Annotated in this window: 24 protein-coding genes; 12 read left to right on the top strand and 12 right to left on the bottom strand. The window is 69.9% G+C overall.

Annotation, left to right across the window (positions count from 1 at the left end; all coding sequences use genetic code 11):
• The coding region (locus IPV09_RS12445; protein WP_207475580.1) for an LCP family protein at positions 1 to 547 on the top strand (547 nt) is incomplete at its 5' end.
• Between the two features lie 32 nt (positions 548 to 579).
• Here IPV09_RS12445 and purE read toward each other — a convergent pair.
• Both purE and IPV09_RS12435 read right to left on the bottom strand, forming a co-directional pair.
• Complete coding sequence (gene purE, locus IPV09_RS12440) at positions 580 to 1104, bottom strand: 5-(carboxyamino)imidazole ribonucleotide mutase (protein ID WP_207475579.1); 525 nt, start codon at positions 1102 to 1104, stop codon at positions 580 to 582.
• Positions 1097 to 2281, bottom strand: coding sequence for a 5-(carboxyamino)imidazole ribonucleotide synthase (locus IPV09_RS12435; RefSeq protein WP_370590319.1), 1185 nt, complete (start codon positions 2279 to 2281; stop codon positions 1097 to 1099). Before IPV09_RS12435 ends, purE begins: the two co-directional genes overlap by 8 nt.
• Positions 2282 to 2372: 91 nt before the next feature.
• Here IPV09_RS12435 and IPV09_RS12430 point away from each other — a divergent pair, with 91 nt between their 5' ends.
• Positions 2373 to 2882 carry a PH domain-containing protein gene (locus tag IPV09_RS12430; protein ID WP_207475577.1) on the top strand — a complete coding sequence of 170 codons (510 nt, stop codon included), beginning with the start codon at positions 2373 to 2375 and terminating at the stop codon, positions 2880 to 2882.
• A gap of 95 nt (positions 2883 to 2977) precedes the next feature.
• Entirely contained in the window at positions 2978 to 3544 is a 567-nt protein-coding gene (locus IPV09_RS12425; RefSeq protein WP_207475576.1) for an NADPH-dependent FMN reductase, read from the top strand.
• A gap of 3 nt (positions 3545 to 3547) precedes the next feature.
• Here the strand turns inward: IPV09_RS12425 and IPV09_RS12420 are convergent, their stop codons facing one another.
• On the bottom strand, positions 3548 to 4360 hold the full coding sequence (locus tag IPV09_RS12420; protein WP_370590318.1) for a biotin--[acetyl-CoA-carboxylase] ligase: 813 nt from the start codon (positions 4358 to 4360) through the stop codon (positions 3548 to 3550).
• A 102-nt stretch (positions 4361 to 4462) separates the two neighbouring features.
• Here IPV09_RS12420 and IPV09_RS12415 point away from each other — a divergent pair, with 102 nt between their 5' ends.
• Both IPV09_RS12415 and IPV09_RS12410 read left to right on the top strand, forming a co-directional pair.
• Positions 4463 to 6037, top strand: coding sequence for an acyl-CoA carboxylase subunit beta (locus IPV09_RS12415; protein WP_207475575.1), 1575 nt, complete (start codon positions 4463 to 4465; stop codon positions 6035 to 6037).
• Positions 6038 to 6052: 15 nt separating this feature from the next.
• On the top strand, positions 6053 to 6286 hold the full coding sequence (locus tag IPV09_RS12410; RefSeq protein WP_207475574.1) for an acyl-CoA carboxylase subunit epsilon: 234 nt from the start codon (positions 6053 to 6055) through the stop codon (positions 6284 to 6286).
• On the opposite strand, the gene IPV09_RS12405 is transcribed toward IPV09_RS12410, so the two are convergent.
• Entirely contained in the window at positions 6269 to 6871 is a 603-nt protein-coding gene (locus tag IPV09_RS12405) for a DUF937 domain-containing protein (RefSeq protein WP_207475573.1), read from the bottom strand. The two genes, IPV09_RS12410 and IPV09_RS12405, sit on opposite strands and share 18 nt — an antisense overlap.
• 102 nt (positions 6872 to 6973) lie before the next feature.
• On the opposite strand from IPV09_RS12405, the gene IPV09_RS12400 reads away from it, so the two are divergent.
• A complete protein-coding gene (locus IPV09_RS12400) occupies positions 6974 to 7591 on the top strand; it encodes a nucleoside triphosphate pyrophosphatase (RefSeq protein WP_207475572.1) in 618 nt (205 codons plus the stop codon).
• A gap of 7 nt (positions 7592 to 7598) precedes the next feature.
• Here the strand turns inward: IPV09_RS12400 and poxB are convergent, their stop codons facing one another.
• From poxB to IPV09_RS12385, 3 genes are read right to left on the bottom strand one after another with little or no spacing between them, the layout of a single operon-like run.
• A complete protein-coding gene (gene poxB, locus IPV09_RS12395; RefSeq protein WP_207475571.1) occupies positions 7599 to 9320 on the bottom strand; it encodes a ubiquinone-dependent pyruvate dehydrogenase in 1722 nt (573 codons plus the stop codon).
• Between the two features lie 60 nt (positions 9321 to 9380).
• Positions 9381 to 10301 carry an N-acetylmuramic acid 6-phosphate etherase gene (locus IPV09_RS12390; protein WP_207475570.1) on the bottom strand — a complete coding sequence of 307 codons (921 nt, stop codon included), beginning with the start codon at positions 10299 to 10301 and terminating at the stop codon, positions 9381 to 9383.
• The gene (locus IPV09_RS12385; RefSeq protein ID WP_207475569.1) at positions 10301 to 11818 is read right to left on the bottom strand and encodes a glycoside hydrolase family 3 protein; all 1518 of its coding nucleotides are present in this window, start codon (positions 11816 to 11818) and stop codon (positions 10301 to 10303) included. Before IPV09_RS12385 ends, IPV09_RS12390 begins: the two co-directional genes overlap by 1 nt.
• Before the next feature lie 54 nt (positions 11819 to 11872).
• On the opposite strand from IPV09_RS12385, the gene IPV09_RS12380 reads away from it, so the two are divergent.
• On the top strand, positions 11873 to 13036 hold the full coding sequence (locus IPV09_RS12380; protein ID WP_207475568.1) for a serine hydrolase: 1164 nt from the start codon (positions 11873 to 11875) through the stop codon (positions 13034 to 13036).
• Positions 13037 to 13066: 30 nt separating this feature from the next.
• Here the strand turns inward: IPV09_RS12380 and IPV09_RS12375 are convergent, their stop codons facing one another.
• The 4 genes from IPV09_RS12375 to IPV09_RS12360 are packed head-to-tail and all read right to left on the bottom strand — an operon-like array spanning position 13067 to position 16226.
• A complete protein-coding gene (locus tag IPV09_RS12375; protein WP_207475567.1) occupies positions 13067 to 13501 on the bottom strand; it encodes a hypothetical protein in 435 nt (144 codons plus the stop codon).
• A complete protein-coding gene (locus IPV09_RS12370; protein ID WP_207475566.1) occupies positions 13498 to 14238 on the bottom strand; it encodes an SGNH/GDSL hydrolase family protein in 741 nt (246 codons plus the stop codon). The genes IPV09_RS12375 and IPV09_RS12370 overlap by 4 nt, the downstream gene beginning before the upstream one ends.
• Positions 14239 to 14261: 23 nt before the next feature.
• On the bottom strand, positions 14262 to 15590 hold the full coding sequence (locus tag IPV09_RS12365) for a M20/M25/M40 family metallo-hydrolase (protein ID WP_207475565.1): 1329 nt from the start codon (positions 15588 to 15590) through the stop codon (positions 14262 to 14264).
• A 27-nt stretch (positions 15591 to 15617) separates the two neighbouring features.
• Entirely contained in the window at positions 15618 to 16226 is a 609-nt protein-coding gene (locus tag IPV09_RS12360; RefSeq protein WP_207475564.1) for a DNA-3-methyladenine glycosylase, read from the bottom strand.
• A gap of 168 nt (positions 16227 to 16394) precedes the next feature.
• Between IPV09_RS12360 and IPV09_RS12355 the strand changes: the two genes are divergently transcribed.
• Positions 16395 to 18164: a biotin carboxylase N-terminal domain-containing protein gene (locus tag IPV09_RS12355; RefSeq protein WP_207475583.1), complete on the top strand. Its 1770-nt coding sequence runs from the start codon at positions 16395 to 16397 to the stop codon at positions 18162 to 18164.
• Positions 18165 to 18282: 118 nt separating this feature from the next.
• A complete protein-coding gene (locus IPV09_RS12350) occupies positions 18283 to 19026 on the top strand; it encodes a hypothetical protein (protein ID WP_207475563.1) in 744 nt (247 codons plus the stop codon).
• Between the two features lie 22 nt (positions 19027 to 19048).
• On the opposite strand, the gene IPV09_RS12345 is transcribed toward IPV09_RS12350, so the two are convergent.
• Positions 19049 to 20470: an NAD(P)H-quinone dehydrogenase gene (locus tag IPV09_RS12345; protein ID WP_207475562.1), complete on the bottom strand. Its 1422-nt coding sequence runs from the start codon at positions 20468 to 20470 to the stop codon at positions 19049 to 19051.
• Positions 20471 to 20620: 150 nt separating this feature from the next.
• Here IPV09_RS12345 and IPV09_RS12340 point away from each other — a divergent pair, with 150 nt between their 5' ends.
• The 3 genes from IPV09_RS12340 to IPV09_RS12330 all read left to right on the top strand — a co-directional run bounded on the left by IPV09_RS12340 (position 20621) and on the right by IPV09_RS12330 (position 25068).
• A complete protein-coding gene (locus IPV09_RS12340) occupies positions 20621 to 21436 on the top strand; it encodes a purine-nucleoside phosphorylase (protein WP_370590317.1) in 816 nt (271 codons plus the stop codon).
• The gene (locus tag IPV09_RS12335; protein ID WP_370590316.1) at positions 21433 to 23133 is read left to right on the top strand and encodes a phospho-sugar mutase; all 1701 of its coding nucleotides are present in this window, start codon (positions 21433 to 21435) and stop codon (positions 23131 to 23133) included. The genes IPV09_RS12340 and IPV09_RS12335 overlap by 4 nt, the downstream gene beginning before the upstream one ends.
• A gap of 99 nt (positions 23134 to 23232) precedes the next feature.
• Positions 23233 to 25068, top strand: a complete 1836-nt coding sequence (locus IPV09_RS12330; protein WP_207475561.1) for a DUF2207 domain-containing protein — start codon at positions 23233 to 23235, stop codon at positions 25066 to 25068.
• Positions 25069 to 25718 lie beyond the last annotated feature (650 nt).

Genomic DNA, 25718 nt, shown 5'->3' with positions numbered 1-25718 from the left:
CGGGGTGCGCATCGACGGCTACCTGCAGATCGGCATGGTCGGCTTCGCGGAACTGGTGGACGCGGTCGGCGGCATCCAGATGTGCCTGGACAAGCCGATGAAGGACAAGGACTCCCACGCCGACTTCCCGGCCGGCTGCCAGCAGTTCGACGGCATCGACGCCCTGGCCTACGTGCGGATGCGCAAGGCCGACCCCACCGGCGACCTGGGACGCATGGGACGACAACGCGAGGTGATCGGCAAGGTGGCCGACAAGGCCATCTCGCCACAGACGCTGTGGCCGCCGCGCTGGTGGTCGATGAACAAGGTCGCCGGCCAGTTGCTGGTGCGCGACGAGCAGACCTCCACCCCCGACCTGGCCCGGGCCGCCAAGGCCTTCCTCGACATTGCCGGCGGCAACGGCTACCAGTTGGTCGTCCCGATCGCCGACGCGAACGCGACCACGAATGCCGGGTCGTCCATGCTCTGGGACACCGAACGTGCCCTCGAGTTGTTCGCCCTGGTCAAGGCCGGCAACACCAACGGCATGGAGAAGTTCGTCCCCTGACCCGCCCCACCGGTGCACGGCCGGTCAGGAGATCACCGGTTGAAGCTGCGGACCGTTTCTCCCTTGGCAAGCGCGACGTCGCGCAGCGAGGCCTGGAAGGCCAGCACCCGCTCGGTCAGTTCCGGGTCGCCCGCGGCCAGCATCCGCACCGCCAGCAGGCCGGCGTTGCGGGCATTGCCAATGCTCACGGTCGCCACCGGCACCCCGGCCGGCATCTGGACGATCGACAGCAACGAGTCCATCCCGTCCAGGTACTTCAACGGGACCGGCACCCCGATCACCGGCAGCGGGGTCAGCGCGGCCAGCATGCCGGGCAGGTGGGCCGCTCCCCCGGCGCCGGCGATGATGGCGCGCAGGCCGCGGGTGTGGGCCTGGCGACCGTAGCGGACCATGTCCTCGGGCATCCGGTGGGCGCTGACCACGTCGGCCTCGTAGGCGATGCCGAACTCGTCCAGCGCCGACGCGGCGGCCTCCATGGTCGGCCAGTCCGAGTCCGAACCCATCACGATCCCGACGAGCGGTCGTGTGTTCCCCGCGGGGTGGGAAGCATCAGGCATTGGGGTCTCCCATCAGGTAGCCGGCCGCATGCGCGGCGCGGCGGCGGACCAGGTCGAGGTCATGGCCGAAGGTGGTGACGTGACCCACCTTGCGGCCCGGACGCACCTGCTTGCCGTACAGGTGGACGCGCAGTTCCCGGTCGCGGGCGAAGCAGTGCAGCAACGCCCCCGTCAGGTCAGGTTCGTCGCCGCCCAGGACGTTCGCCATCACCGCCACGGGTGCCCGCAGCCCCGGTTCCCCCAGCGGCAGGTCCAGCACGGCCCGGATGTGGTTCTCGAACTGGCTGGTCAGCGCCGCATCAATGGTCCAGTGGCCGGTGTTGTGGGGGCGCATCGCCAGTTCGTTGACCACCACCGACCCGTCGGCGCGCTCCATCAGTTCGACCGCGAGCATTCCCACCACGCCGAGTTCGTGCGAGATGCGCAGCGCCAACTGCTGGGCCGCCACCGCAGCGTCCTGCGACAATCCCGGGGCGGGCGTCACGGTCTCGGTGCAGATGCCGCCGGTCTGGACCGACTCCGAGATCGGGTAGGCGGCAGCCTGACCCGAGGGGCTGCGGACGACCAGCGCCGACAGTTCACGGCGGAAGTCAATGAACTCCTCGGCGACGATGACGACCTGCTCACCGGCCGAGACCTGCTTCATTCCGGCGAACGGTTCGTCCACGCCGTCGGGCCCGTCGACCTTCCAGACGCCCTTGCCGTCATAACCGCCGCGGCTGGCCTTGGCGATGATCGGCCAACCGATCTCGTCACCAAAGGCCCGCAACTCCTCGGCGTCCCGGCACACCCGCCAGGTCGGGTTGGGGGCGCTGATGGCCTCCATCCGGGAGCGCATGATCGCCTTGTCCTGGGCGTGGACCAGGGCATCCGGGCCGGGCCGCACGGCGATGCCGCGCCCCTCGAGGTGGTGCAGGATCGTGGTGGGCACGTGCTCGTGGTCAAAGGTGATCACGTCGCAGCCGGTGGCGAAGGCCTCCACCGTGGCCGGGTCGGTGTAGTCGCCGACGGTGACGTCGGCGATGACCTGGGCGGCGGAGGTGTCCGGCCCCTCGGCCAGCAGCCGCACGGTGATGCCGAGGCTGATGGCGGCCTGGTGCATCATCCGGGCCAACTGGCCCCCGCCGATGATGCCGACGACGTAGCGACCATTGCGTCCTGTGCGGGTGGGGTTCACGCACGAGAGACTACCGGTCCGGGCAGGCCGGTCCACGATCCCGCCACGTCCCTGCCGCCCCGTCGGCACCCGCCCGTGCCACACTGGCGCCATGGGATTTGACCCGAAGTTGCTGGGCGAGGGTGAACGGGTGGTGCGCCACATGCGCACCCACGGCAAGGCGATGGTCCTGCCCGCGGTCTGGCTGGTCCTGATCGCCGGGCTGTTGGGTCTGGCCATCGGATTCATGCCCGGCTCGTGGAACCCGTGGGGAACCTACATCGTTGCCGCGGTGGGCATCGTCGCGCTGATCGTCGCCGTGGTGGTGCCGTTCCTGCGCTGGCAGACCACCACCTACACGATGACCGACCGTCGCATCATCACCCGCCGCGGCATCATCTCCAAGACCGGGCACGACCTGCCGCTGCGGCGCATCAACAACGTGGCCTACGAGCGCAGCCTGCTCGACCGGATCCTGGGCTGCGGGTCACTGGTGTTCACCACCGCCGCCGAAACACCGGTGACACTGCCCGACGTCCCCGATGTCGAACGGGTCCACGTGCAGATGACCGAGCTGCTGTTCGGCACCCCCGAGGAGATCGAGATCCAGCGCGACGAGTAGGCCACCATCGCCGTCGCGGCGACGGTGCCGGTTCTACTGTGGGATGAGCCCGAGCGACGGCGTTGCCGCCCGGATCGCACCAGAAGGGAAGTCCCATGTCCTACCGTGTTGGCTACTTCATTGGCAGCCTGTCCAGTACCTCGATCAACCGCAGACTGGCCCAGGCCCTGGTCCGCCTCGGCGCCGAGGGCGTCGAGTTCTTCGAGATCCCCATCAAGGACCTTCCGCTCTACAGCCCCGACTACGACGCCGACTACCCGGCCGAAGGCCAGGCGCTGAAGGACGCCATTGCCTCGGCGCAGGCGCTGCTGTTCGTCAGCCCCGAGTACAACCGCTCGATTCCGGGTGCGCTGAAGAACGCCATCGACTGGGCCAGCCGTCCCTGGGGCGAGAACTCCTTCGACCACAAGCCGACCGCCATCATTGGTGCCTCCATCGGCGCCATTGGGACGGCCGTGGCGCAACAGAGCCTGCGGGCGGTGATGGCCTTCTGCAATGCCCGCCAGATGACCTCACCGGAGGCCTACATCCACTTCACCGAGGGACTGGTCGATGACCAGGGCAACGTCACCAACACCGACACCCGGGAGTTCCTGCAGGCGTTCATGACCGAGTTCGACGAGCACACCCGCCGGGTGCTGCAGGTGCTGCCCCCCAAGTAGGTGTCAGCGGCGCCGCAGGTGGTGCACGTCACCGGCCACGAAGGTCGCAGGACCGTCCGGTGTCTGCACCACCAGCGCGCCGGAGGCGTCGATGCCGCTGGCCCGGCCGCTCACCGAGGTGGTCGGGGTCAGCTCGATGCGCACCTGCTGTCCCAGGGTGCCGCAGTCACGTTCGTAGGCCTCCCGCAGGTTCCCGCGCTGCTGCCAGGTGTCGTAGAGACCGCCGAGTTCGGTGAGCAGGGCCGCCACCAGTGGGTCCTTGTCCGGACGAAAACCTGCGCCCGCCAAGGAGGTCGCCGTCGGCACCGGCAGCTGGTCCGGCGCGAGGTCAATGTTGATCCCCATGCCCACGACGGCGACCGCCCCGCTGGGGGTCTCGTGGCGTTCGGTCAGGATGCCGCACAGTTTGCCGGCCCCGGTGCCCGAGTCGATCAGCACGTCATTGGGCCATTTCAGCAGCACCCGGGACGCGTCCTCGGGGCGCTGGGCGGCCACGGACCGGACCGCGCGGGCCACCGCCATGCCGGCCAGCAGCGACAGCCACCCCCAGTCGGGGAACGGGCGCACCGGGCGCAGCAGCACCGAGATGCCCAGCGAGCAACCCGGCGGTGCCTGCCAGACCCGGTCGAAGCGTCCTCGTCCGTCGGTCTGGTGCTCGGCCACCAGCACCAGCCCCTCCGCGGCCCCCGCGGTGGCCAGGGCAGCCACGTCCTTGTTCGTCGAGCCCGTCTCGGTCACGGCGCGGACGTCCCACCGGGTGGTCCGCCCCAGGGCGGCACGGATGGCGTCAGCGTTGGCGGCAGGCTGGTTGGTCACCGTGCCAGCCTACGGTCGGGGGCGCTGTGACCTTTCACACACTGCGTATCCAGCGGTGGACGAATGGTGAGCGAGCTCATATGCACCGCTTACAGTCACCTCATGGACATCGACATCCACACCACCTCCGGCAAGATCGCCGATCTGGGGCGTCGAATTGACGAAGCCGTCAATGCAGCCTCACCGGCCGCCGTCGAGAAGCAGCATGCCAAGGGCAAGATGACCGCAAGGGAGCGGGTTCTTGCTTTGCTGGACGAGGGCTCCTTTGCCGAACTCGACCAGTTCTCACGACACCGCTCAACCGCCTTCGGGATGGACAAGAAGCGCCCCTACGGTGACGGCGTCGTCATCGGCATGGGCGCGATCCACGGCCGTCCCGTCTGCGTGTTCAGCCAGGACGTCGCCATCTTTGGCGGCGCCCTCGGCCAGGTCTACGGCGAGAAGATCGTCAAGATCATCGACTTCGCCATCAAGACCGGCTGCCCGCTGATCGGCATCAACGAGGGCGGTGGTGCCCGCATCCAGGAGGGTGTCGTCTCGCTCGGTCTCTATGGCGAGATCTTCCGCCGCAACACCCACGCGTCCGGGGTGATCCCCCAGATCAGCCTGATCATGGGCGCGGCCGCCGGCGGTCACGTCTACTCCCCCGCCCTGACCGACTTCATCGTGATGGTCGACCAGACCTCGCAAATGTTCATCACCGGACCCGACGTCATCAAGACCGTCACCGGCGAGGACGTCAGTCTCGAGGAGCTCGGCGGCGGACGCACCCACTCCACCAAGTCGGGCACCGCGCACTACCTGGCCGCCGACGAGACCGACGCCCTGGAATACGTCCGTGACCTGCTCAGCTTCATGCCGCAGAACAACCTGGAGGAGCCGCCGGTCTACGAGGACGCCGAGGTCGACCTGACCATCACCGACCACGACCGGCAGCTCGACACGATCATCCCGGACTCCCCCAACCAGCCCTACGACATGACCACGGTCATCGAGACGGTGCTCGACGACGACGAGTTCCTCGAGGTGCAGGCGCTCTACGCCGGCAACATCATCTGTGGTTTCGGTCGGATCGAGGGTCGTCCGATCGGCGTGGTGGCCAACCAGCCGCAGGTCTTCGCCGGCTGCCTGGACATCAATGCGTCGGAGAAGGCGGCCCGGTTCATCCGCACCTGTGACGCGTTCAACATTCCGGTGCTCACCTTCGTCGACGTGCCCGGATTCCTGCCCGGCACCGACCAGGAGTACAACGGCATCATCCGCCGCGGCGCCAAGCTGATCTACGCCTACGCCGAGGCCACCGTCCCGCTGGTCACGGTGATCACCCGCAAGGCCTACGGCGGTGCCTACGACGTGATGGGGTCCAAGCACCTGGGCGCCGACGTGAACCTGGCCTGGCCCACCGCCCAGATCGCGGTGATGGGCGCCGAGGGTGCCGTCAACATCTTGTACAAGCGTGAACTGGCCGACCTGGACGACCCGGCCGAGCGGCGCGCCGCCCTCATCCAGGAGTACAACGACGAGCTGGCCAACCCCTACGTCGCCTCCGAACGCGGCTACATCGACCAGGTCATCTACCCCCACGAGACGCGTGCCGAGATCATCCGGGTGCTGCGGTTGCTGCGCAACAAGCGCGAGACGCTGCCCCCGAAGAAGCACGGCAACATCCCACTCTGAGCCAGGAGGACTGCAATGGAGCAGCACACCGAACAGCCGGGCGAACCGGTGATCCAGGTGTCCAAGGGCAACCCGACCGACGAGGAGGTCGCGGCCGCGGTCACGGTGCTCAGCCTGGCGCTGGCACCGCGACCCAACCCGCGGGCTGCCGCCGACCGACCCCTGGCCGGTGGCTGGAGGAGTTACTGGCGCGTCATGCGCCACGACCACCGACCGGGGCGGGGGGCCTGGTCAGCGACCACCCAGTAGGCCGCCGAGGATCCTGCCCAGGATGCCGCCGCCGGGGTGGTCGGGTGCTGCCTGCGGGGCCGGCGTCTGCTGCGGCTCGGGTTGGCCGCCGCCGAGCACCTGCCCCAGGATCTGGCCGAGGATGCCACCGCCCTGCCCTCCGGCAGTCTGGCCGAGGACGTCCCCGCCGCCGGTGGTCGTCCTGCCGGTGATCTGCTTGGCGATGTAGGCCAACACGATGGGGGCGAGCAGCTTCAGCAGTTTCGCACTCATGCCCGGATCACCCGACCCGGCCGCCGACAGTCCCCCGAACTGCTGCGGGTCGGCCCCGAGCACATGGTTGACGATCTTGTCGCCGTCGGCCTGGTCGACCTGGTCGAGGTCGAGACCGGGTGTGTTGAACAGGGGCGAGGACTGGGCGTGCTGGTTCAGGGCGCCGGCCAGCGCGGCCTCACCCTGGGGGTCCTGGGCATTGCGGGCCATCCCGCCCACCAGGGTCCGGATCGCCTCGACCGCACCGGCCTCAGCCGTCGCCGGGTCCGTGCCCAGCTGTCGGGCGAGCTGCTGGGTGTCGATGTGGCTGAGGATTTCTGATTCCAGGCTCATGGTGACTCCTTGTCGGTGTGTAGCCGTGCCCACCAATCTGGCACGCGTCGAGGCTGGGCGCGGGCGTCCGGGTCAAATGCCCGGGACGGGTAGGCTGCGGACGTGCGGTTGATCCTTGCTTCGAAGTCGCCGGCCCGCAAAGAGACGCTGCGCCGCGCCGGTCTGCGTCCCGAAATCCTCGTGTCAGGGGTGGACGAGGACCAGATCACTGCCGACACCCCGGCCGCCCTGGCCCTGTTGCTGGCCGACCTGAAGGCTGCCGCGGTCATCGAGCGCCTCACGATCACCGAGCCGACGGCGCTGGTGGCGTGCGACTCCCTGCTGGAGTTCGCCGGCAAGATCCACGGCAAACCGGGCTCAGCCGATCAGGCGATCGCCCGCTGGTACCTGATGCGCGGCCAGTCGGGGGTGTTGCACACCGGCCATCACGTCTCGGTCTGGGACGCTGAGGGCCGGCGACACACGATGACCCGGTTGGCGTCGACGACGGTCACCTTCGCCGACCTGTCCGACGCCGAGATCGCCGCCTACGCGGCCACCGGCGAGCCGGAACGCGTGGCGGGTGCGTTCACCACCGACGGGTACGGCGGGGCGTTCGTCACCCGGATGGAGGGCGACCCGCACAACGTGGTCGGCCTGTCATTGCCGCTGCTGCGCCAGATGCTGCTCGACCTCGGGGTGCCCTGGCACACCCTGTGGACGAAGGTTGGCCGCCACTGAGGCCTGGTCAGAACAGGTGCCGCAGGTTCGTCCTGGCCAAGTCCAACAGTTGGTCGCCACGCCCCGACAGGACGGCCTTGGCGGAATACAGCGCGAAACCCTTGGCCTGGTCGAACTCGACGGTGGGCGGAATCGTCAACTCCTGCGGGTTGACCCGCACGTCGACCAGCGCCGGCCCGTCGTGGGCGAACGCCTCGGTCAGCGCCGCGTCCAGCCCCTCGGAGTCCTCGACCCGCAGGCCCAGGATCCCCAGCGCCCGGGCCACGGCCGCAAAGTCGGGGTTCTCCAGGTCGACCGCGAAGGGCAACTGCCCGGCGGCCTTCATCTCGAGTTCGACGAAGTTCAATGAGGAGTTGTTGAACACCACCACCTTGGCGGGCAGGTTGTTCTGGGTGAGGGTCAACAGGTCGCCGAGCAGCATCGTCAGCCCGCCGTCGCCGGACATGGCGATGGTTTGCCGGGTGGGGTCCTGGGCCAGCACCCCCACGGCCTGGGGCACCGCATTGGCCATCGACCCGTGCAGGAATGAGCCGATCAGGCGTCGGCGTCCGTTCATCTGCAGGTAGCGCGAGGCGTGGACCACCGGGGAGCCGACGTCGGGGATGAACACGGCGTCATCGGCGGCCAGTTCACTGATCCGGCGGGCCAGGTGGGGCGGATGGACCGGTGTGCCGGGACCGGCCGGGGTGGCCAGGTCGTCGAACTCCTGGCGCGTCTTGGCGTAGTTCTTCCGGGCCTTGGCGAGGTGCTTGCCCTTCTTGCGGTCCAGCAACGGCAGCAGCGCCTGGCTGGTCTCCCGCACCCCGCCGACCAGTCCGACCCGCACCGGGTGGCGGCGGCCGATCTGTTCGCCGCGGATGTCGACCTGCACCAGGTCGGCGTCCTCGGGATAGAACTGGGTGTAGGGGAAGTCGGTGCCCAGCATCAGCACCACGTCGGCGTCGCAGAGCGCCCGATAGCCGCTCTCGAAGCCCAGCAGCCCGGTCATGCCCACGGTGTAGGGGTTGTCGTGGTCCAGGTACTCCTTGCCGCGCAGGGCGTGGACGATCGGGGCGGACAGGTGTTCGGCCAGCGCCATCACCTCTGCATGCGCCCCGGCGGTGCCGGCGCCGCCCAGGATGGTCACCGTCCGGGCCGCGTTGATCACCTCGGCGGCCTCCTGCAATTGTTCGGCGACCGGCACCACCACTGAGTTCGAGCGACGGATGTGGGTGGTGCGCTCGTCGACGGCGGGCGCCTGGGCCACGTCGCCGGGCACCACCAGCACGGCCACGCCACGCTTCTCGATGGCGGTGCGGATCGCGATCTCCAGCATCCGGGGCATCTGGTCGGGGGTGGCCACGTACTCGCAGTAGACCGAGCACTCACGGAACAGTTCCTGGGGGTGGGTCTCCTGGAAGTAGCCGGTGCCGATCTCGCTGGTGGGAATGTGCGCGGCGATCGCCAGCACCGGCACCCGGCTGCGGTTGGCGTCGAACAGCCCGTTGATCAGGTGCAGGTTCCCGGGACCGCAGCTGCCGGCGCAGACCGCCAGTTCCCCGGTCATGGCCGCCTCGGCCCCGGCGGCGAAGGCGGCGGTCTCCTCGTGGCGCACGTGCACCCAGTCCATGTCGTCGTGGCTGCGGATGGCCTCGGTCAGGGCGTTGAGTGAGTCGCCGGGCAGTCCGTAGATGCGTCGGACGCCGTTGACGGACAGGGTGTCGATGAGGTTCTGCGCGACGGTGACCATGCCCCCACCGTAGGCAGGTCGGCGGCCGTGGTGCTGGGATGGGGCCGATCCCGCGCGGTCCTACCGCCGCAGCATCGCCACCGCGGCCCGCACCCCGGACGGGTCCCCGGCACGGTGCGGGTCGGGCTGGTGGGCGTGGGCGGCACCGACGGCACGTTCCACCTCGGCGCCGGCCAGGGCGGCGATCACCGCCACCCGAAGGTCTCCCTGGGCCTCGGCGAGCAGGCTCTGGGCGACCGCCTCGTCCACACCGGAGGCCTGGACCACCAGCTGGACCATCCGCTTCTCGAGCTTGGCGTTGGTGGCCACCACGTTGATCATCAGGTTCTCATAGGTCTTGCCGAGCCGGATCATGGTGGCCGTCGACAAGGTGTTGATCACCATCTTCTGGGCGGTGGCAGCCTTCATCCTGGTCGACCCGGTGACCACCTCCGGGCCGGTGTCGGGCAGGATCGCCACGTCGGCGTGCTCCGCGATCGGTGCGGCCGGGTTGTTGGAGATCAGCACGGTGGCCAGTCCCCGGGCACGGGCGGCCTCCAGCGCCCCCCGCACGAATGGGGTGCGGCCGCTGGCGGCGATGCCGACGAACAGGTCGTGCTCGCCCGCGTCGGTGGCCAGCGCGGCACCCGCCTCGGCGTCGTCCTCGGCGCCCTCGACGGCCTGCATCATGGCGTCGGCACCGCCGGCCAGGTGGGCGACCACCACCTCGGAGCCGACCCGATAGGTGGGGTACAACTCGACGGCGTCGAGCACCCCGAGCCGTCCCGAGGTGCCGGCCCCCACGTAGTGCATTCGGCCGCCGGCGCTGATGGCCTCGACGGCCAGGTCGACGGCCCTGGCGATCTCGCTCTGCACTGCTGCCACAGCGGCAGCAGTGTGCAGGTCGGCGGCAACGATCGCCTCCACGATGCCCGCACTCGGCAGGGTGTCGATCGCCATCGTGTCGGGGTTGCGCTGTTCGGTGCTCCAGGTCAGGGCCATCAGATCTCCATCTCGCGGGTGTGGGTGACGCGACCGGCCAGGGCGGCGGCGGCGGCGCGCAGGTTGGGGCGACCGAGGCCGTGGATGCTGATCCGCCGGTAGGCCCGCGGCGCGGCCTGGGCCATGCCGACGTGCAGGACGATGGCGTCGCGGCGCAGCCCCAGGGCCTCGGTCAGGGCGGCGACCTCGCCGGCGTCGACCAGTGGCTGCCGGGTGACCAGCACCACGGTGTCTGCCAAGGGGACCTGGTCGAGCCGGGCCGGCGACGCGCTCCGGACCTCGATCTCGGAGGCCAGTTCGGCGGACAGGGTGTCGGTCACCACCGACCCCAGGTCACCGGCGGCCCAGTTCATGGACTGGCGCAGGTCGGCCACCCACACGGTGGCACCGGCACGCACGTCACCGATGATCTCGACCGCGCCCAGGGCCACGGCGTCACCCAGGGCACCGATCGCCGCCAGGTCGACGGCGGCATCGGCCCGCCACCCCGGGCGCGCCACCACCGTGCGGACGCAGCGGCGGGTGCGCTCGGCCGAGGCCTGCAACCGGCCCAGGTCAAGGCGGCCCGACTGCAGTCCCGCCGCGATCCCGGCGTAGGCCTCGACGAACTGCAGCTCCGGGTCACGGTTCTGGGGGGCGTCCAGGCAGAGCAGGTCGGCCCCCGCCGCCAGGGCACGGACGCAGCCCTCCCCAATGCCCGGCGCGTGGTCGGCGTCTCCGGCGGCAATGGCGGCCATGCCCAGCGCATCGGTGATCACCGGGCCCTCGAACCCGGTCGACCGGAGCAGTTCGTAGGCCCAGGGCGACAGGGTCGCGGGATAGGGTCCCAGCGCAGGAACGACGATGTGCGCGGTCATCACCGCGTCCAGATCGGCCGCGACGGCGGCGAAGGGGGCCACGTCACGTTCGCTCAGCACCTGCGGGTCGACGTCGATCACGGGCAGCCCGACGTGGGAGTCCACGGCGGTGTCGCCGTGACCGGGGAAGTGCTTGGCGCATCCGCCCGCGCCCGCCTCGTGCAGTCCGTCCAGGAATGCCGCGCCATGCCGGGCGACCAGCTGGGGGTCGGCGCCGAAGGAGCGCACCGAGATGACCGGGTTGTGGGGGTTGCAGGCCACGTCCAGCACCGGCGCCAGGGTCAGGTGGATGCCGGCGGCCCGCACCAGCGAGCCGATCGCGGCACCGGCGCAGCGGGTGACCGACTCGTCGTCGAGTGCGCCCAGCGCCTCATTGCCGGGCAGGGACGACCCGGTGGCCGCCTGCAGGCGGCTGACGTCGCCGCCCTCCTCGTCGGTGGTGATGCACAGGTCCGGGTTGAGCGCCGACAACTCGTCGCACAACGCCCTGGTGGTGGCGAGGTCGGGGGTGTTCATCGCGAACAGGCACACCCCGCCCAGGCCATCGCTCACGTGGGGGGCGAGCCAGTCGGGCACCGAGGTGCCCGCGAATCCCGGCAGCAGCACACCCAGGATGGCCCGGTGCATGGCGTCGGGCAGGGGCTGGGGTGCATGGCTCATGGTCTGACCCTAACCTGAGGCTGCTCGCCGCGGCAGACCAGTAGGCTCACGACCATGGTTGACGACATCCAGGTCAGCGTCCGTGAGCGTATCGAGACGGCCATCCACGACCAGTGGTGCAGCGCTGCTGCCGTGATGGTGCTGCACCGGGGACGCATCCTGGCCCGCCACGGCGAGGGCTGGTTGGCGACCCACCAGGCCACCCCCGACGACCCGGGCACCACCGGCGCCAGGGTCGAGAACCCCGTCGCGGCCGACGCGCAGACCTGGTTCGACCTGGCCTCGGTCACCAAGACCATCTCCGCGGTGACGCTGCTCACCCTGGTCGAGCACGGCGACCTCGACCTGGACGCGCCGATCGGCCACCACCTCGCCCCGTTCGCCACCGGTGACCGGTCCCGGGTGACGCTCCGGATGCTGCTCACCCACACCTCGGGGTTGCCGCCGACCTGGTCGGGATGGTTCCATCCGCTGGACAGGGCCAGGCAGGCCGGCATCGTCGAGCCGCTGCAGCAGTGGCCCCCGCAGGCGCCCGGACGAGCCGACCTGCTGGAGGACCTGCTGGCCTCACCGCTGCAGAACGCGCCGGGCACCGCCTGGGACTACTCGTGCGTGGGGTTCAACACCGCCATGGCGCTGGCCGAGACGGTCACCGGCACCGGCTGGGGTGACCTGGTCACCGATCTGGTGCTGGGCCCGATGGGGCTGAGCGACGGTATCGCCTTCGTCCCTGCCGGCCCGGCCGCCGCCACGGAGTACCAGCCCGAGTTCGGGCGAGGCGTCGTCCAGGGCATCGTGCACGATGAGACGGCGTGGTCGCTGGGCGGGGTGTGCGCCAACGCCGGGCTGTTCGCCACCGTCGACGGGCTGGCCGGGTTCACCGAGGCGCTGCGCACCGATGAGCTGCCGTGCAGCAACGAGCCGCTGCTGACCAACGCCCTGCCCGCCATCCTGGGGCGCGACGTGGCCGACCAGGACACCGCGCCCTGGGGCCACGGGCTGGGGCTGCGGCTGGGACAGGACTGGCTCGGGGACCCCCACGCGGCGGGCCATGCGGGGTTTACCGGTACCGGCATCATGGTCAACCCCGAACTGGAGTTGAGCGTGGTCGTGCTGGCGAACCGGGTCCATCCTCGCCGCAGCGAGACCCAGGTGCAGCGGCTGCGTGAGGAGATCTGCGCGGCGGCCACCCAGTTCGTCCGCGCCGACCGCGACTGACCGTGACCTGAGGACGGGCCCGACGACGGCTCAGACCCGGCGACGCAGGGTCAGCCCGGCGATCTCGGCCGAGGTGGTGAACCCACCGTCCCAGCCGTCGACCTGGAAGACCAGCGAGTCGTTGCCGCTGACCAGGTCGACCAGGCCCAGGGTCGCGGCGTGCAGCCGCAGGTAGTCCAGCACCGCAGGTCCGTCCCCCGGCAGGAAGACCAGGGTGACCACGTTCGGCTGGTCAATGGTGCGGGTGACGGTGATGCCGGCGGGCAGGGCAAAGTTCACGGGGCCGTGGATGATGCCGCGCTGCCGCAACAGTTGTCCGCCGCCGGGAGCGCTGGCCCGCGGGGTGGGTGATCCCGCACCGGGGGTCTGCGCCTGCGCCGAGCAACCGGCCAGCGCGACCAGCCCAGCGGCGCCGACCAGCAGGCCCCTGCGGGTGGTGCGGGCGGTGCGGGTGGTGCGGGTCACGGCAGCCTCAGCCGGTCCAGCGTGCCGGACTGCACGATTTGCTGCCAGAACAGGTCTGCCCACTTCCGGTAGCCCTTGTCGTTGGGGTGGAACAGGTCCTGGGCGACGTTGAGGAAGTACTTTGCGTAGCCCAGTTCACGCGAGGCGCGATGGATCTGCACCAGGTGGTGGCCGTGGGCCACGATCAGTTCGCGGGCGCTGGCCGACATGGTGACCGACTGCCGGTTCATGCCGGGCAGGGTGAACCAGGGCACGTCCCCCACGAAGCTGCCCCGGGGAAGTCGGTCCAGGATCGTCATCAACGAGGCGCTGAACGACTCCACGGTGTACTGCGGGAAGACCACGTCGTTGCCGCCGATGGCCAGCGTGACCACGTCGGGGGTGAACGGCAGCGCCTCCAGGGTGCCGAGCTGGTCGCGGACCACGTCGTCGCTGACCGCCCCCGAGACCGACAGGTTCGTGACCGCCACCGGACGGCCCGTCGCCCGACGCAGCCGCTCGGCGATCAACGAGACGTAGCCCCGCTCCACGCTGGAGGCGCCGACCCCCTGCGCGGCGGAGTCACCCAGGGCCACGTAGTGCAGCACGTCCTGCGGATGCTCGGTGGCGCGGTTGCCCCAGTGTTCGGCGTAGCGGGGAACGTGGCCGTTGACGTGGACCTTGCCCGCCACGTACGACAGGCCGGCCACGGCCAGGACTCCCCCGGCCGCCGCGACTGTTGCAGTACCCCACTTCATGGCCGCCCACCATTCCTTCACCGCTACACGTTCTGCAAGAAGTCACGCATCATCTCAGCGGCTCCTTGGAGGCTTGCCACCGGCACGCGTTCGTCGATTCCATGGTAACCCGCGGCCACACGGCCCTGGGGGTCAGGCGGCGCGGGGGTGAAGCCGTAGGTCGCCATGCCCAGCGTGGCGAAGGCCTTGTTGTCGGTGCCGCCCCCCATGCAGCCCGGCACGATGACCGCTTCCGGGTCACGGGCCACAATGCTGGCGCACATGGCGTCCCACCAGGGGCCGCTGGTCGGCGACTCCAAGGGGGCACCCCGGGTGATGTACTCGTGGTGGACCTGGTCACCGACCAGCTCGGCCAACGTCTGCCGGACGAGGTCCTCGGTGCCGGGCGGGCAGCGCACGTCGACCTCGGCGGTGGCCACTCCGGGCACCACGTTGACCTTGTAGCCGGCTGACAGCACCGTGGGCGTGGACGAGGGCCGCAGTGTGTAGCGCAGCGGCCCGGCCCGATCGCCGAGCCAGTCGACCAGCCGCAGCAGGCTGGCCTCGTCCTCGACGTCGACGTGCAGACCCAGCGCCTCGGCCAGGCCCTGGTACTGCGCCCGGACCACGTCGGACAGCGTCAATGGCCACTGGTGGTCGGCGATCCTGACCAGGGCGTGCAGCAGCCGGTTGATGGCGTCGTCGCCGCTGGGGCGCGAGCCGTGGCCTGACGCGGCCCGCGCGGTGAGCCTGATGTGGTGGGTGCCGCGTTCACCGGCATTGATGGTGTACACCCGGGCGGTGCCGCCGTCGGCGGTGGGCAACAGTTGGCAGACCGCACCTTCCTCGCCGACGGCGACCTCGACACCCTCGAACAGTTCCGGGTGGGCCCCGACCAGCCAGTGGGCGCCCCACAGTCCGGCGTCCTCCTCGTCGGCGACGAACAGGAACACCACGTCGCGGCGGGGACGGATGCCGTCTCGTCCCCAGACCAGCAGCGTGCGCAGCAGCACCGAGACGGTGTCGAGCATGTCGTTGGCACCACGGCCCCACACGTAGCCGTCACGGACGGTTCCCGCGAACGGGGCCACGCTCCAGTCGTCGGCCTCCACCGGGACCACGTCGGTGTGGGCATGGACGAGCAGTCCGGCAAGCTCGGGGTCGGTGCCCGGTACCCGCAGCAGCACCGAGACCCGTTCCGGGGCGTCGGGACGATGCCACAGCGTCGGTGCCCACCCGGCACCCCGCAACAGCTCGGCGATCCATTCGGCGCACTCCCGTTCCCCCGCGCTGCGGCCGCCGCCGTAGTTGGAGGTGTCGAAACGGATCAGTCGACTGAGCAGTTCGGTGACGTCAGGGATGGGCTGGGACATGTCGCCAGCGTGCCACAGCCCAGGCGATCACCGCTTGCGGGCCAGGGCCGGACGGTAGACCGACACCGTCGGGTCACCCGCCACCCAGAACCGCCAGGGGAAGGCCCCACCGTCACCGCCGGGCCCCGCGACCCCCACCCTCGGCCCGGTGCGCACCTCAACGGCCGCGCGCTCGGGCAGCTCCAGGCGTAGCGGCTCGATCGACAGGTCGTGGCCACCCATCGCCCCGGTGATGCCCAGCGTCGACGCCAGCCGCGCTGGACCGCGGGCCAGGTCGCGGTCCTTGGTGGCGGCCGGGCGACGGGAGCGGGCGACGTCGATGCCGTCCACGACGCGGGCGCCGCGCAGCAGGCACCCCGAGGCCGTCCCGGGGGTGCCGGTGACCACGTTGGCGCACCAGTGCATGCCGTAGGTGAAGTAGACGTACAGGTGTCCGGCTGGGCCGAACATCACCTGGTTGCGCGCGGTCTGGCCGCGGTAGGCGTGGGAGCCCGGGTCCTCGGCGCCCTGGTAGGCCTCCACCTCGGTGATCTCCACGCTGACCCGGGCCCCGTGCAGGGTTGAGGTCAGGCGGGCGCCCAGCAATCGGGGTGCCACCGCCACCGAGGGCTGGCTGAGCAGGTCGCGATCGAACATGTCAGTCATTCTGGCCGAAGCATTGTGGCCGAATGTGAAAAATCCCACACGGGTTCGCGCGTCCACCGCTGACCTCGTCGTCAACGCGGCCGGGTGGTCGGCCTAGAATCCCAGCAGGCGACCAACGGCGGTCGTCGACCCGCATCGACGGGTGGAGTGGAGGTCATGATGGGTGCCATCAGCAAGGTTCTGGTCGCCAACCGGGGTGAAATCGCAGTCCGCATCATTCGTGCAGCGCGTGACGCAGGTATCGGGTCAGTGGCGATCCATGCCGAGTCCGACGCCCAGTCGCTGTTCGTGAGGCTGGCAGACGAGGCCTTTTCGCTGCAGGGCGCCACGCCCGCCGAAACCTATCTGAACATTCCCAAGATCCTGGACGTCGCCGAGCGCAGCGGCGCCGACGCCATCCATCCCGGCTATGGGTTCCTGGCCGAGAACGCGGACTTCGCCCAGGCCGTCATCGACGCCGGGCTGACCTGGATCGGTCCCCCGCCGGCCGCCATCGAGGCGCTCGGCGACAAGGTGAAGGCCCGACACATCGCCCTCAAGGTGGGTGCCCCGCTGGTGCCCGGCACCCCCGACCCGGTCGCCGACGCCGACGAGGTGGTCGCGTTCGCGGCCGAACACGGCCTGCCCATCGCCATCAAGGCCGCCTTCGGCGGCGGTGGACGTGGCCTCAAGGTGGCCCGCACCATGGAGGAGATCCCCGAACTGTTCGAGTCGGCCACCCGCGAGGCCGTCACCGCCTTCGGGCGCGGCGAGTGCTTCGTCGAGCGCTACCTCGACAAGCCCCGGCACGTCGAAACCCAGTGCCTGGCCGATGCCCACGGCAACGTCGTGGTCATCTCGACCCGCGACTGCTCCCTTCAGCGTCGCCACCAGAAGCTCGTCGAGGAGGCCCCCGCCCCGTTCCTGTCCGAGGACCAGGTGCGGCGGCTGTACGCCTCGTCGAAGGCGATCATCGCCGAGGCCGGCTACGTGGGCGCCGGCACCTGCGAGTTCCTGGTCGCCCAGGACGGTTTGATCTCCTTCCTGGAGGTGAACACCCGCCTGCAGGTCGAGCACCCGGTCTCCGAGGAGGTCACCGGCATTGACCTGGTCCGGGAGCAGTTCCGGATCGCCGCCGGTGAACCGATCGGCTACGACGACCCGCAGGTGCGTGGCCACTCCATTGAGTTCCGCATCAACGCCGAGGACGCCGGCCGCAACTTCATGCCCGCCCCCGGCACCCTGATCAGCTGGCAGGCGCCCACCGGCCCCGGGGTACGGGTCGACGAGGGGTACCACGGGGGCATGACGGTGCCCGGCACCTTTGACTCCCTGGTCGCCAAGCTCATCATCACCGGCGCCACCCGCGAGCAGGCGCTGCAACGTGCGCGCCGCGCGCTGGGCGAACTGGTGCTGGACGGCATGCCGACGGTGATCCCCTTCCACCAGGCCGTCATCAACGATCCGGCCTACACCGCTGAGGACGGCTCCTTCGGCGTCCACACCCGCTGGATCGAGACCGAGTTCACTGGCACCATCGCCCCCTACTCGGGGCTGCTGGGCGAGGACGAGGACGCCGTCGAGGCCCGCATCGTGGCCGTGGAGGTCAACGGGCGACGCCTGGAGGTCAAGATCCCCGGCGAGCTGCTGGCGGCGCGAGCCAATGCCCCACGAGCGAAGAAGCCCACCAAGCGTGACCGCGGCGGTGCGAAGGTGTCGGCCCCCTCGGGCAACTCACTGCCGTCCCCGATGCAGGGCACGATCGTCAAGGTCGCCGTCGCCGAGGGCGACGTGGTCGAGGAGGGGCAGCTGGTGCTGGTGCTGGAGGCCATGAAGATGGAGCAGCCACTCAACGCCCACCGTGCCGGCGTCATCGGGAGCATCGCGGTCGCCGCTGGCGACAGCGTCACCTCAGGACAGGTGCTGTGCGAGATCATCGACGGCGAATGACCAGCAATACCTGAGAATTTCACAGACACGGCGTGAAACGCGGGGCGAGTCTGTGAATGCCGTGAGAGTGTGTCACCCGGGTTGAGTTATGCACTATCGAGTGGACAGACTGGCAGATGTGCTATCTGTGGTGATCGGTCTTCTGCTCGTGGGGTTGGCGGCGTGTGTCGCTGTGCTCCTCGCGTTCAGACGACACGAAAACCGGGTCCAGCTGGACGCCGAGGTCGGCACCGACGGCTGCGCAGTATCACGTTCCCTGGCCGAGGCTGACCTGGCGCTGTTCCGGGCCGACCTGGCCGCCCAGTCGCACAGTGTGCGTGAACTCGCCGAGCTGGGTGACCCCTTGGCCGACGAACTGCGGGAGGATCTGGACGCCCTGGCTGCCACCGCCGGTGAACTGGCACCGGTGGAGTCGGCGGCTGATGAACCCGAGGTCGTGCGCCGCGCCGTCGCCCGGCTGTCCCGGGCCCGACAGGGATTGGCAGAACTCGCCGCCCGCATCGGCGGTGAACCGAAACCAGCCGTCAAGCCACCCTGCTTCTTCAACCCCAACCACGGGCCCAGTGCGACGGTCGTCGCCTGGACCACGTCGGACGCCATTGCCGCACGGGTGCCCAGTTGTTCGGCAGATGCCGAACGGCTGCGGTCGGGTGCCAATCCCTACTCGCGCACGGTGTCGCTGCAGGGACGCCGGGTCGCCTGGTGGGAGGCCGGCGAAATCGTCCGTCCCTGGGCGCGCGGCTGGTTCGAGGAGTGGCTGAACACGGGTGCCAGCAAGCGGCTGGCGTCCTCGTTCCCCAGCCTTGCCCACGATCCCCCACCGGAGGGTGACCCGCGGCAGAGTCACCGCCGGGTGTCCTGACCCCGGCAGAGCCCCCACGTCCTCAGACGGTCAGGTCGCTGGTGGAATCGTGGGTGTGCAACTGGCGGGCGGCCTCGGCGACCGACCCTGACAGGGACGGATAGACGGTGAAGTCGTGGCTGAACTGGTCGACGGTCAACCGCTCCGAGACCGCCACGGCAGTGGCGTGGATCAGTTCGGAGGCATGGGGGGCGACGACCACCCCGCCGACGATGATGCCGGTCACGGGCAGGCAGAACAGTTTGACGAAACCATCGCGCAGGCCCTGCATCTTGGCCCGCGCATTGGAGTTCAGCGGCAGGGTGATGCTGGCGATACGCAGCTCGCTCGCGTCGGCCTGGTCCTGGGTCATGCCGACGGTGGCGATCTCGGGAGAGGTGAACACGTTCGAACTCACCTTGGCCAGGTCGAGCGGGGACACCGCGTCGCCCAGGGCGTGCCACATGGCGATGCGTCCCTGCATTGCCGCCACCGAAGCCAGGGCGAAGATGCCGGTGCAGTCCCCTGCCGCGTAGACGCCGCGCGCCGTGGTGCGCGAGACACCGTCGGTGATGATGTGCCCGCTGGGGCCGACCTCGACCCCGGCCTCCTCCAGTCCGAGATCCTGGGTGTTCGGCAGCGCCCCCACCGCCATCAGGACGTGGGACCCGTGCACCTCGCGTCCGTCCTCGAGGGTCACCACCACCCCGTCGCCCTGCCGGGTCGCGGCCACGGCGCGTGACCGGGACATGATCTGCATGCCGCGGCGCTCGAAGACCTCCTGCAGCACCTCGGCCGCGTCGGTGTCCTGACCGGGCAGCACCTTGTCGCGTGAGGAGACCAGCACGACGTCCACGCCCAGTTCGTCGTAGGCGCTGGCGAACTCGGCGCCGGTGACACCCGACCCGACCACGATCAGGCGCTCGGGCAATTGGGTGAGGTTGTAGACCTGCTTCCAGTTCAGGATGCGTTCCCCGTCACAGGCAGCGGTCGGCAGCTCACGCGGGGTGGTGCCGGTGGCCAGCAGGATGATGTCGGCCGGGATGGTCTCCTCGGTGCCGTCGGCGTGGGTGACGACCACGGCCTCGGTGCCCGACAGTCGACCGTTGCCGTTGATGACCCGCACGCCCTGGGCCTGCACCTTGCTGGTGATGTCACGGCTCTGCGCCCGGGCCAGGTCCATCACGCGTCTGTTCACCTTGGCCAGGTCGACGTGCACGCTGGAGGCGACCGAGTCGTCCTCGCCGGTCTCCCAGATGCGCAGCCCCAGCTCCTCGGCACGGTGGATGTGGCTCATCACCTCGGCCGTGGCGATCAGGGTCTTGGAGGGGACGCAGTCGGTCAACACAGCAGCCCCGCCCAGACCATCGCGCTCGATGAGGGTGACATCACCCCCCAGTTGCGCACCGACGAGAGCGGCCTCGTAGCCGCCGGGTCCACCACCAAGAATCACGACGCTGGTCACGCGGCCCATTGTGTCAGACCCACGAGCGCTGTCAGACCCGCCAGTGGTGCCCGACCCGCCAGTGGTGTCAGACCCACGAGTGGTGTCAGACCCGCCAGTTGTGTCAGACCCGCCAGCGCCGCAGCGCCCCGGCAGCATAGAGTGATCCTCGTGAACGCCACAGCTGCCGTCATCGACCCCTACGAGCTCGCCCACGAGGCCGCCGAGTACATCACCTCAACCACCGGAGTTCCCGCCGCCGACATAGCCCTGGTCCTGGGCTCGGGGTGGAAGTCGGGCACCGACGAGCTCGGTGAACCGCTGGCCGACCTGCCCCTGGGCGACATCCCCGGGTTCACCACGCCCGCGGTCGAGGGCCATGGCGGACGGCTGCTCGTCGTGCGCACCCCGGCCGGCAAGACCGCCCTGGTCTTCACCGGACGCACCCACTACTACGAGGGACGAGGCGTCGCCGCCGTCGTGCATGGGGTGCGCACTGCCGCTGCCCTGGACGTGACGACCCTGGTGCTGACCAACGGTGCCGGCGGGTTGAACCGTGACTGGACGCCGGGCACCCCGGTGCTGATCAGTGACCACATCAACCTGACCGGTGCCACACCGCTGGCGGGGGCCACCTTCATTGACATGTCGACGACGTGGACGCCGCGCCTGCGCCAGATTGCCCAGCAGGTCGACCCGACGCTGCCGAGCGGTGTCTACGTGCAGTTCTCCGGCCCCCAGTACGAGACCCCCGCCGAGGTGCGGATGGCCGGCATCCTGGGTGGCGACCTGGTCGGCATGTCCACCGCGCTGGAGGCGATCGCCGCCCGTGAGGCGGGCATGGAGGTGCTGGGCATCTCCCTGGTGACCAATGCCGCTGCGGGTGTGACCGACCAGGAACTGGACCATGCCGAGGTGCTCGCCGCCGGCGAGGCAGCCTCAGCCCGGCTGGCAGTGCTGCTGCGCGACCTGGTGAGCGCCCTGTGAGCCGGGTCGACGCGACCCCGGCCGAGGCGACCGGGGTCGACGACCTCTACGCCCGGGCCGCGGCGTGGCAACGAGCCGACCCCGACGCCGTCACCGCTGCCGCGCTGGGCGACCTGCTGGAGCGCGCCCACGTGGGCGACCTGGACGCCCGGGCGACCTTGGCGGACTCCTTCTCGGGTCCCCTCACCTTTGGCACCGCGGGGCTGCGGGCTCAGTTGGGCCCTGGTCCGGCCCGAATGAACCGGGTCGTCGTCAGCCAGGCCGCAGCCGGGTTCGCCCAGTGGCTGTCGACCAGGGGCCATGGTGGCGGCAAGGTGCTGATCGGCTATGACGCCCGGTACAACTCCGAGGTCTTCGCCCGCGACACCGCCGAGATCATGCAGGCGGCCGGCTTCCAGGCGTTGCTGACCGAGCAGCAGACCCCCACGCCGGTGATCGCGTTCGGCATTGGTCACTTCGGCTGCGTGGCCGCCGTCGTCGTCACGGCCTCGCACAACCCGCCCCAGGACAATGGCTACAAGGTCTACCTGGGCGACGGTTCGCAAATTATCCCCCCCGACGACGGCGAGATCGCCGCCGCCATCGCCGAGGTCTCGGCCCGCCCGCTGGAAGCGATCGGACGCTCAACCGACTACACGCTGGTGGGTGACGAACTGGTGGCCGCCTATGCCGCCCGGTGCGCGGAACTGGTGCCCCCGGACGCCCCCCGCGACGTGCGGTGGGTCTACACGGCCATGCACGGCGTCGGGGCCCGCGTCGTCAACGAGGCCGTCGCCGCGATCGGCTTCCCCCCGGGTGCCAGCGTCGCCCAGCAGAACGACCCCGACCCGAGCTTTCCGACCGTCGCCTTCCCGAACCCGGAGGAACCCGGCGCCATCGACCTGGCCCTGTCCCTGGCCGAGGAACTCGACGTCGACGTCGTCATCGCCAATGACCCGGACGCCGACCGCTGCGCCCTGGCGGCGGTGGTCGACGGACGGTGGCGGATGCTCAGCGGTGACGAGCTCGGCGCACTCCTGGGTGATGACGCCCTGCGCCGAGGGGTACCCGGCACCTACGCCAATTCGGTGGTGTCCTCGACGCTGTTGGGGCGGATGGCCGCGGCAGCCGGACGCCCGTTCACCACGACCCTGACCGGATTCAAGTGGATTGGTCGCGTCCCGGGACTGGCCTACGGCTACGAAGAGGCCATTGGGTACTGCTGCGACCCGAGCCACGTGCCGGACAAGGACGGCATCACCGCCCTGGTCACCGCACTGCGCCTGGTCGCCGACCTCAAGTCCCAGGGTCTGACCGTCGCTGACCGGCTGGACGAGATCACCCGCACCCATGGTGTGCACGCGACCCGTCCGCTGAGCGTCCGGGTGACCGACCTGTCGCTGATCGCCGCAGCGATGACTCGGCTGCGGGCCAATCCACCCTCCCAGTTGCTGGGCGAACCGGTCACGGTCGCCGACCTGGCCTCCCCCGCGGCCGACTCCCACCTGCCGCCCACCGATGCGATCGAACTCACCGGTGAGCGTCTGCACGTGGTCGTGCGTCCCTCGGGCACCGAACCCAAGCTCAAGTGCTACCTCGAGGTGCGCGGCACCCCGGACGCCGCCCAGGCCAACCTGGCCGCGGCCCGGGCCGATGCCGACGCGGCCCTGGGTCGCCTTCGTCAGGAGATCGCGCAGGTGCTGGGCGTCGAGGCCTGAGCCGCGCCTTGAGCGGCGGGGGGTCCTCCGTCGGATTCTCGGGCACTTCTCCGACCAATGGCGGATGTGCCTCGAACCTGCCGCGGATACGCTCGTGGCATGAGCCGATATTCCGCAACGCTGCGACGTCTACTGGTGGGGCTCGCCGCCCTGCTGCTGGCCTGCGGCTTCAGTCTGTCCGCCGCCGGCGCCGCGCATGCCGACGATGACACCCCGAGTTCCTGGCAGATCACCAAGTACCACGTGGTCGCCACCCCAGCCCAGGACGGTGGCACCACCACCGTCGAGATCGACCTCGACTTCGACTTCGCCCGGGACAAGGGCCACGGTCCGTTCATCGTGCTGCCCCTGCGGATGCGAACGTCCAACCCCGACGAATGGCGCATGCTGGACACCCAGATCACCGGCGTCAGCAGCGGCACCGGGGCGAACACCGCGCAGCAGGTCTCCCGCGAGGGCGGCAACATGCTGGTGCGCATTGGCAGCGAACGCCAGGAGTACACGGGCGTGCAGAACTACAAGATCAGCTACACCGTCCACGGCATCCTGTTCCCGAACCATCCTGAATCGAAGCTGGACGAGTTCAACTGGAACGCCGTGGGCACAGGGTGGCAAGTGCCGATGCGTGACGTCAAGGTCACCGTGAACGGCCCCGCCGAACCACGCCGCACCGCCTGCTTCCAGGGACGCAGCTACCAGAACACCTGCGCGGCGCCCGCCCCGGGACGCCAGATGGTCTGGACCATTGACCGCCTGGCCACCGAACAGGGCCTGCAGGTGGTGGCCGGCTACCCCGTCGGTACCTTCACCAATGCCGACTACCGCACCACCAAGCGGTACCACGCCGGCAACATGTTCCCGCTGGATGCCCCGAACCTTGGCGGTGCCGCCGTCGTCGGTGTAGCCAGCATCGCCGGCGTCGGAATGCTGGCGCGTCGGCGAGGACGTGACCAGGCGTGGGCTGGCGTCGCGCCCGGACTGGCCCCGGCCAGGGGCCAGAACAGCGCTGTGGGCGTCCGGGACACCAAGGCTCCCGTGGCCGTGACCTTCCGACCGCCGAAGGGTGCGCGGCCCGGCGAGATCGGCACCCTCATTGACGAGAAGGCAGACCTCAAGGACGTCACGGCCACCCTGGTCGACCTGGCCGTCCGGGGCCACATGCGCTTCGAGCAGATCGACAAGAAGAACCAGAAGTTCACCCGACTGAAGGGCACGGACAAGCTGGCTCCCTATGAGAGCAAGCTGATGGGCACCCTGTTCGGCGGCAGCCAGGTGGTGACCACCCAGGACATCCGGGACAAGTCCCGCGGCAAGGCCATCACCGAGGCCCAGTCCGATCTGTACCGTCGGGTCTCGACCGAGCCGCTGAAGTGGTTCCGCGAGAACCCGAACACGGCTCGCACCCTGGCGGCCTTCGCCGGCATCGGGCTGGTCGTCGCCGGGCTGGGGCTCAGCTTCCTGCTGGGACTGCTCGGCTACGGACTCATTCCTCTGGGCGTGGCCGTGGCCGGGGTGGTGCTGATGATCTTCAGCGGCTCAATCCCGGCCCGTACCCCCGCGGGCTCGGCCGTCTATGCCGAGGCGAAGGGATTCGAGTTGTACCTGAAGACCGCCGAGGCCGACCAGATCAAGTTCGAGGAGGGCATCGACGTGTTCTCGCGCTACCTGCCCTACGCCGTGGTCTTCGGGGTCGCGGACCGCTGGACGAAGATCTTCGAAAAGCTCGCCGCCGACGGACGCTACTACGGTGACACGTCCTGGTACGGCGGCTACGGCTACGGCATGGGCTACGGCTTCGCCGCCAGCTTCGACGGTCTGACCAACAGCATGGAGAGCGCCATGCAGGCCTCCGCGCACGCCGCCAGCGCCGCCAGTTCAGGCTCGGGCTTCAGCGGCGGCGGCGGTGCCGGGGGCGGTGGCGGCGGCGGCTGGTGATGACGGCTGGCGATGGCGGCTGGCGATGCCGGCTGGCGATGACCGCTGGCGATGACCGCTGGCGATGCGTCCTCCTGGCGTGCGGGTCATCCGGCGACGGTCCAGCCAGTCGGACGTCCGGGACTTGCACCCAGGTCGTGTCCCGCAGCGCCCACTCCAGCAACTGCAACGCTTAGGTGCTCCTGCACGGCTTCAAGCCCAGCAGGTGCACCGAACTGCCGCAGGTGTGCCAGCGACGGTCTCGTCCCCAGGTGCGCTGGAGATGTCGGTAGCGGCCGAAGAGCCCGTCGGGCGGACGCAGGCAGCCAAGCCGCCACCTGACGCCGGCTGCTGATGCCGATCTCCGGGCCGGCAGTGCCGTCGGAGCCTGGGCGCCACCGCGACACGGGGCCGAGCGGACCAGCCGGCTGTGGCGGCATGAAGGCCACGGGGTGTGCCCACACCCACAGCTGCAGCGCTTAGGCGCTCGTGCACGGCTTCAACGCGTGCAGGTGCATCCAACTGTTGCGGGTGCCAGGAGGGCCGGATCCAGACGCCCACCGGACGGCGGGCACTTACTGCCCACACAGACCCGCCAGAAGTACGTCGCTCATGGCGAACCTCAACGTGGACACACCGTCAGACTGCGGTGGACGCAGACTGCAGTGCAA

Origin of the sequence: Tessaracoccus sp. SD287 (genome assembly GCF_017355265.1) — a bacterium.
Classification (GTDB): Bacteria; Actinomycetota; Actinomycetes; order Propionibacteriales; family Propionibacteriaceae; genus Aestuariimicrobium.
The sequence above is the reverse complement of the archived record's forward strand: the minus strand, read 5'-3'. Positions and strand labels throughout refer to the sequence as shown.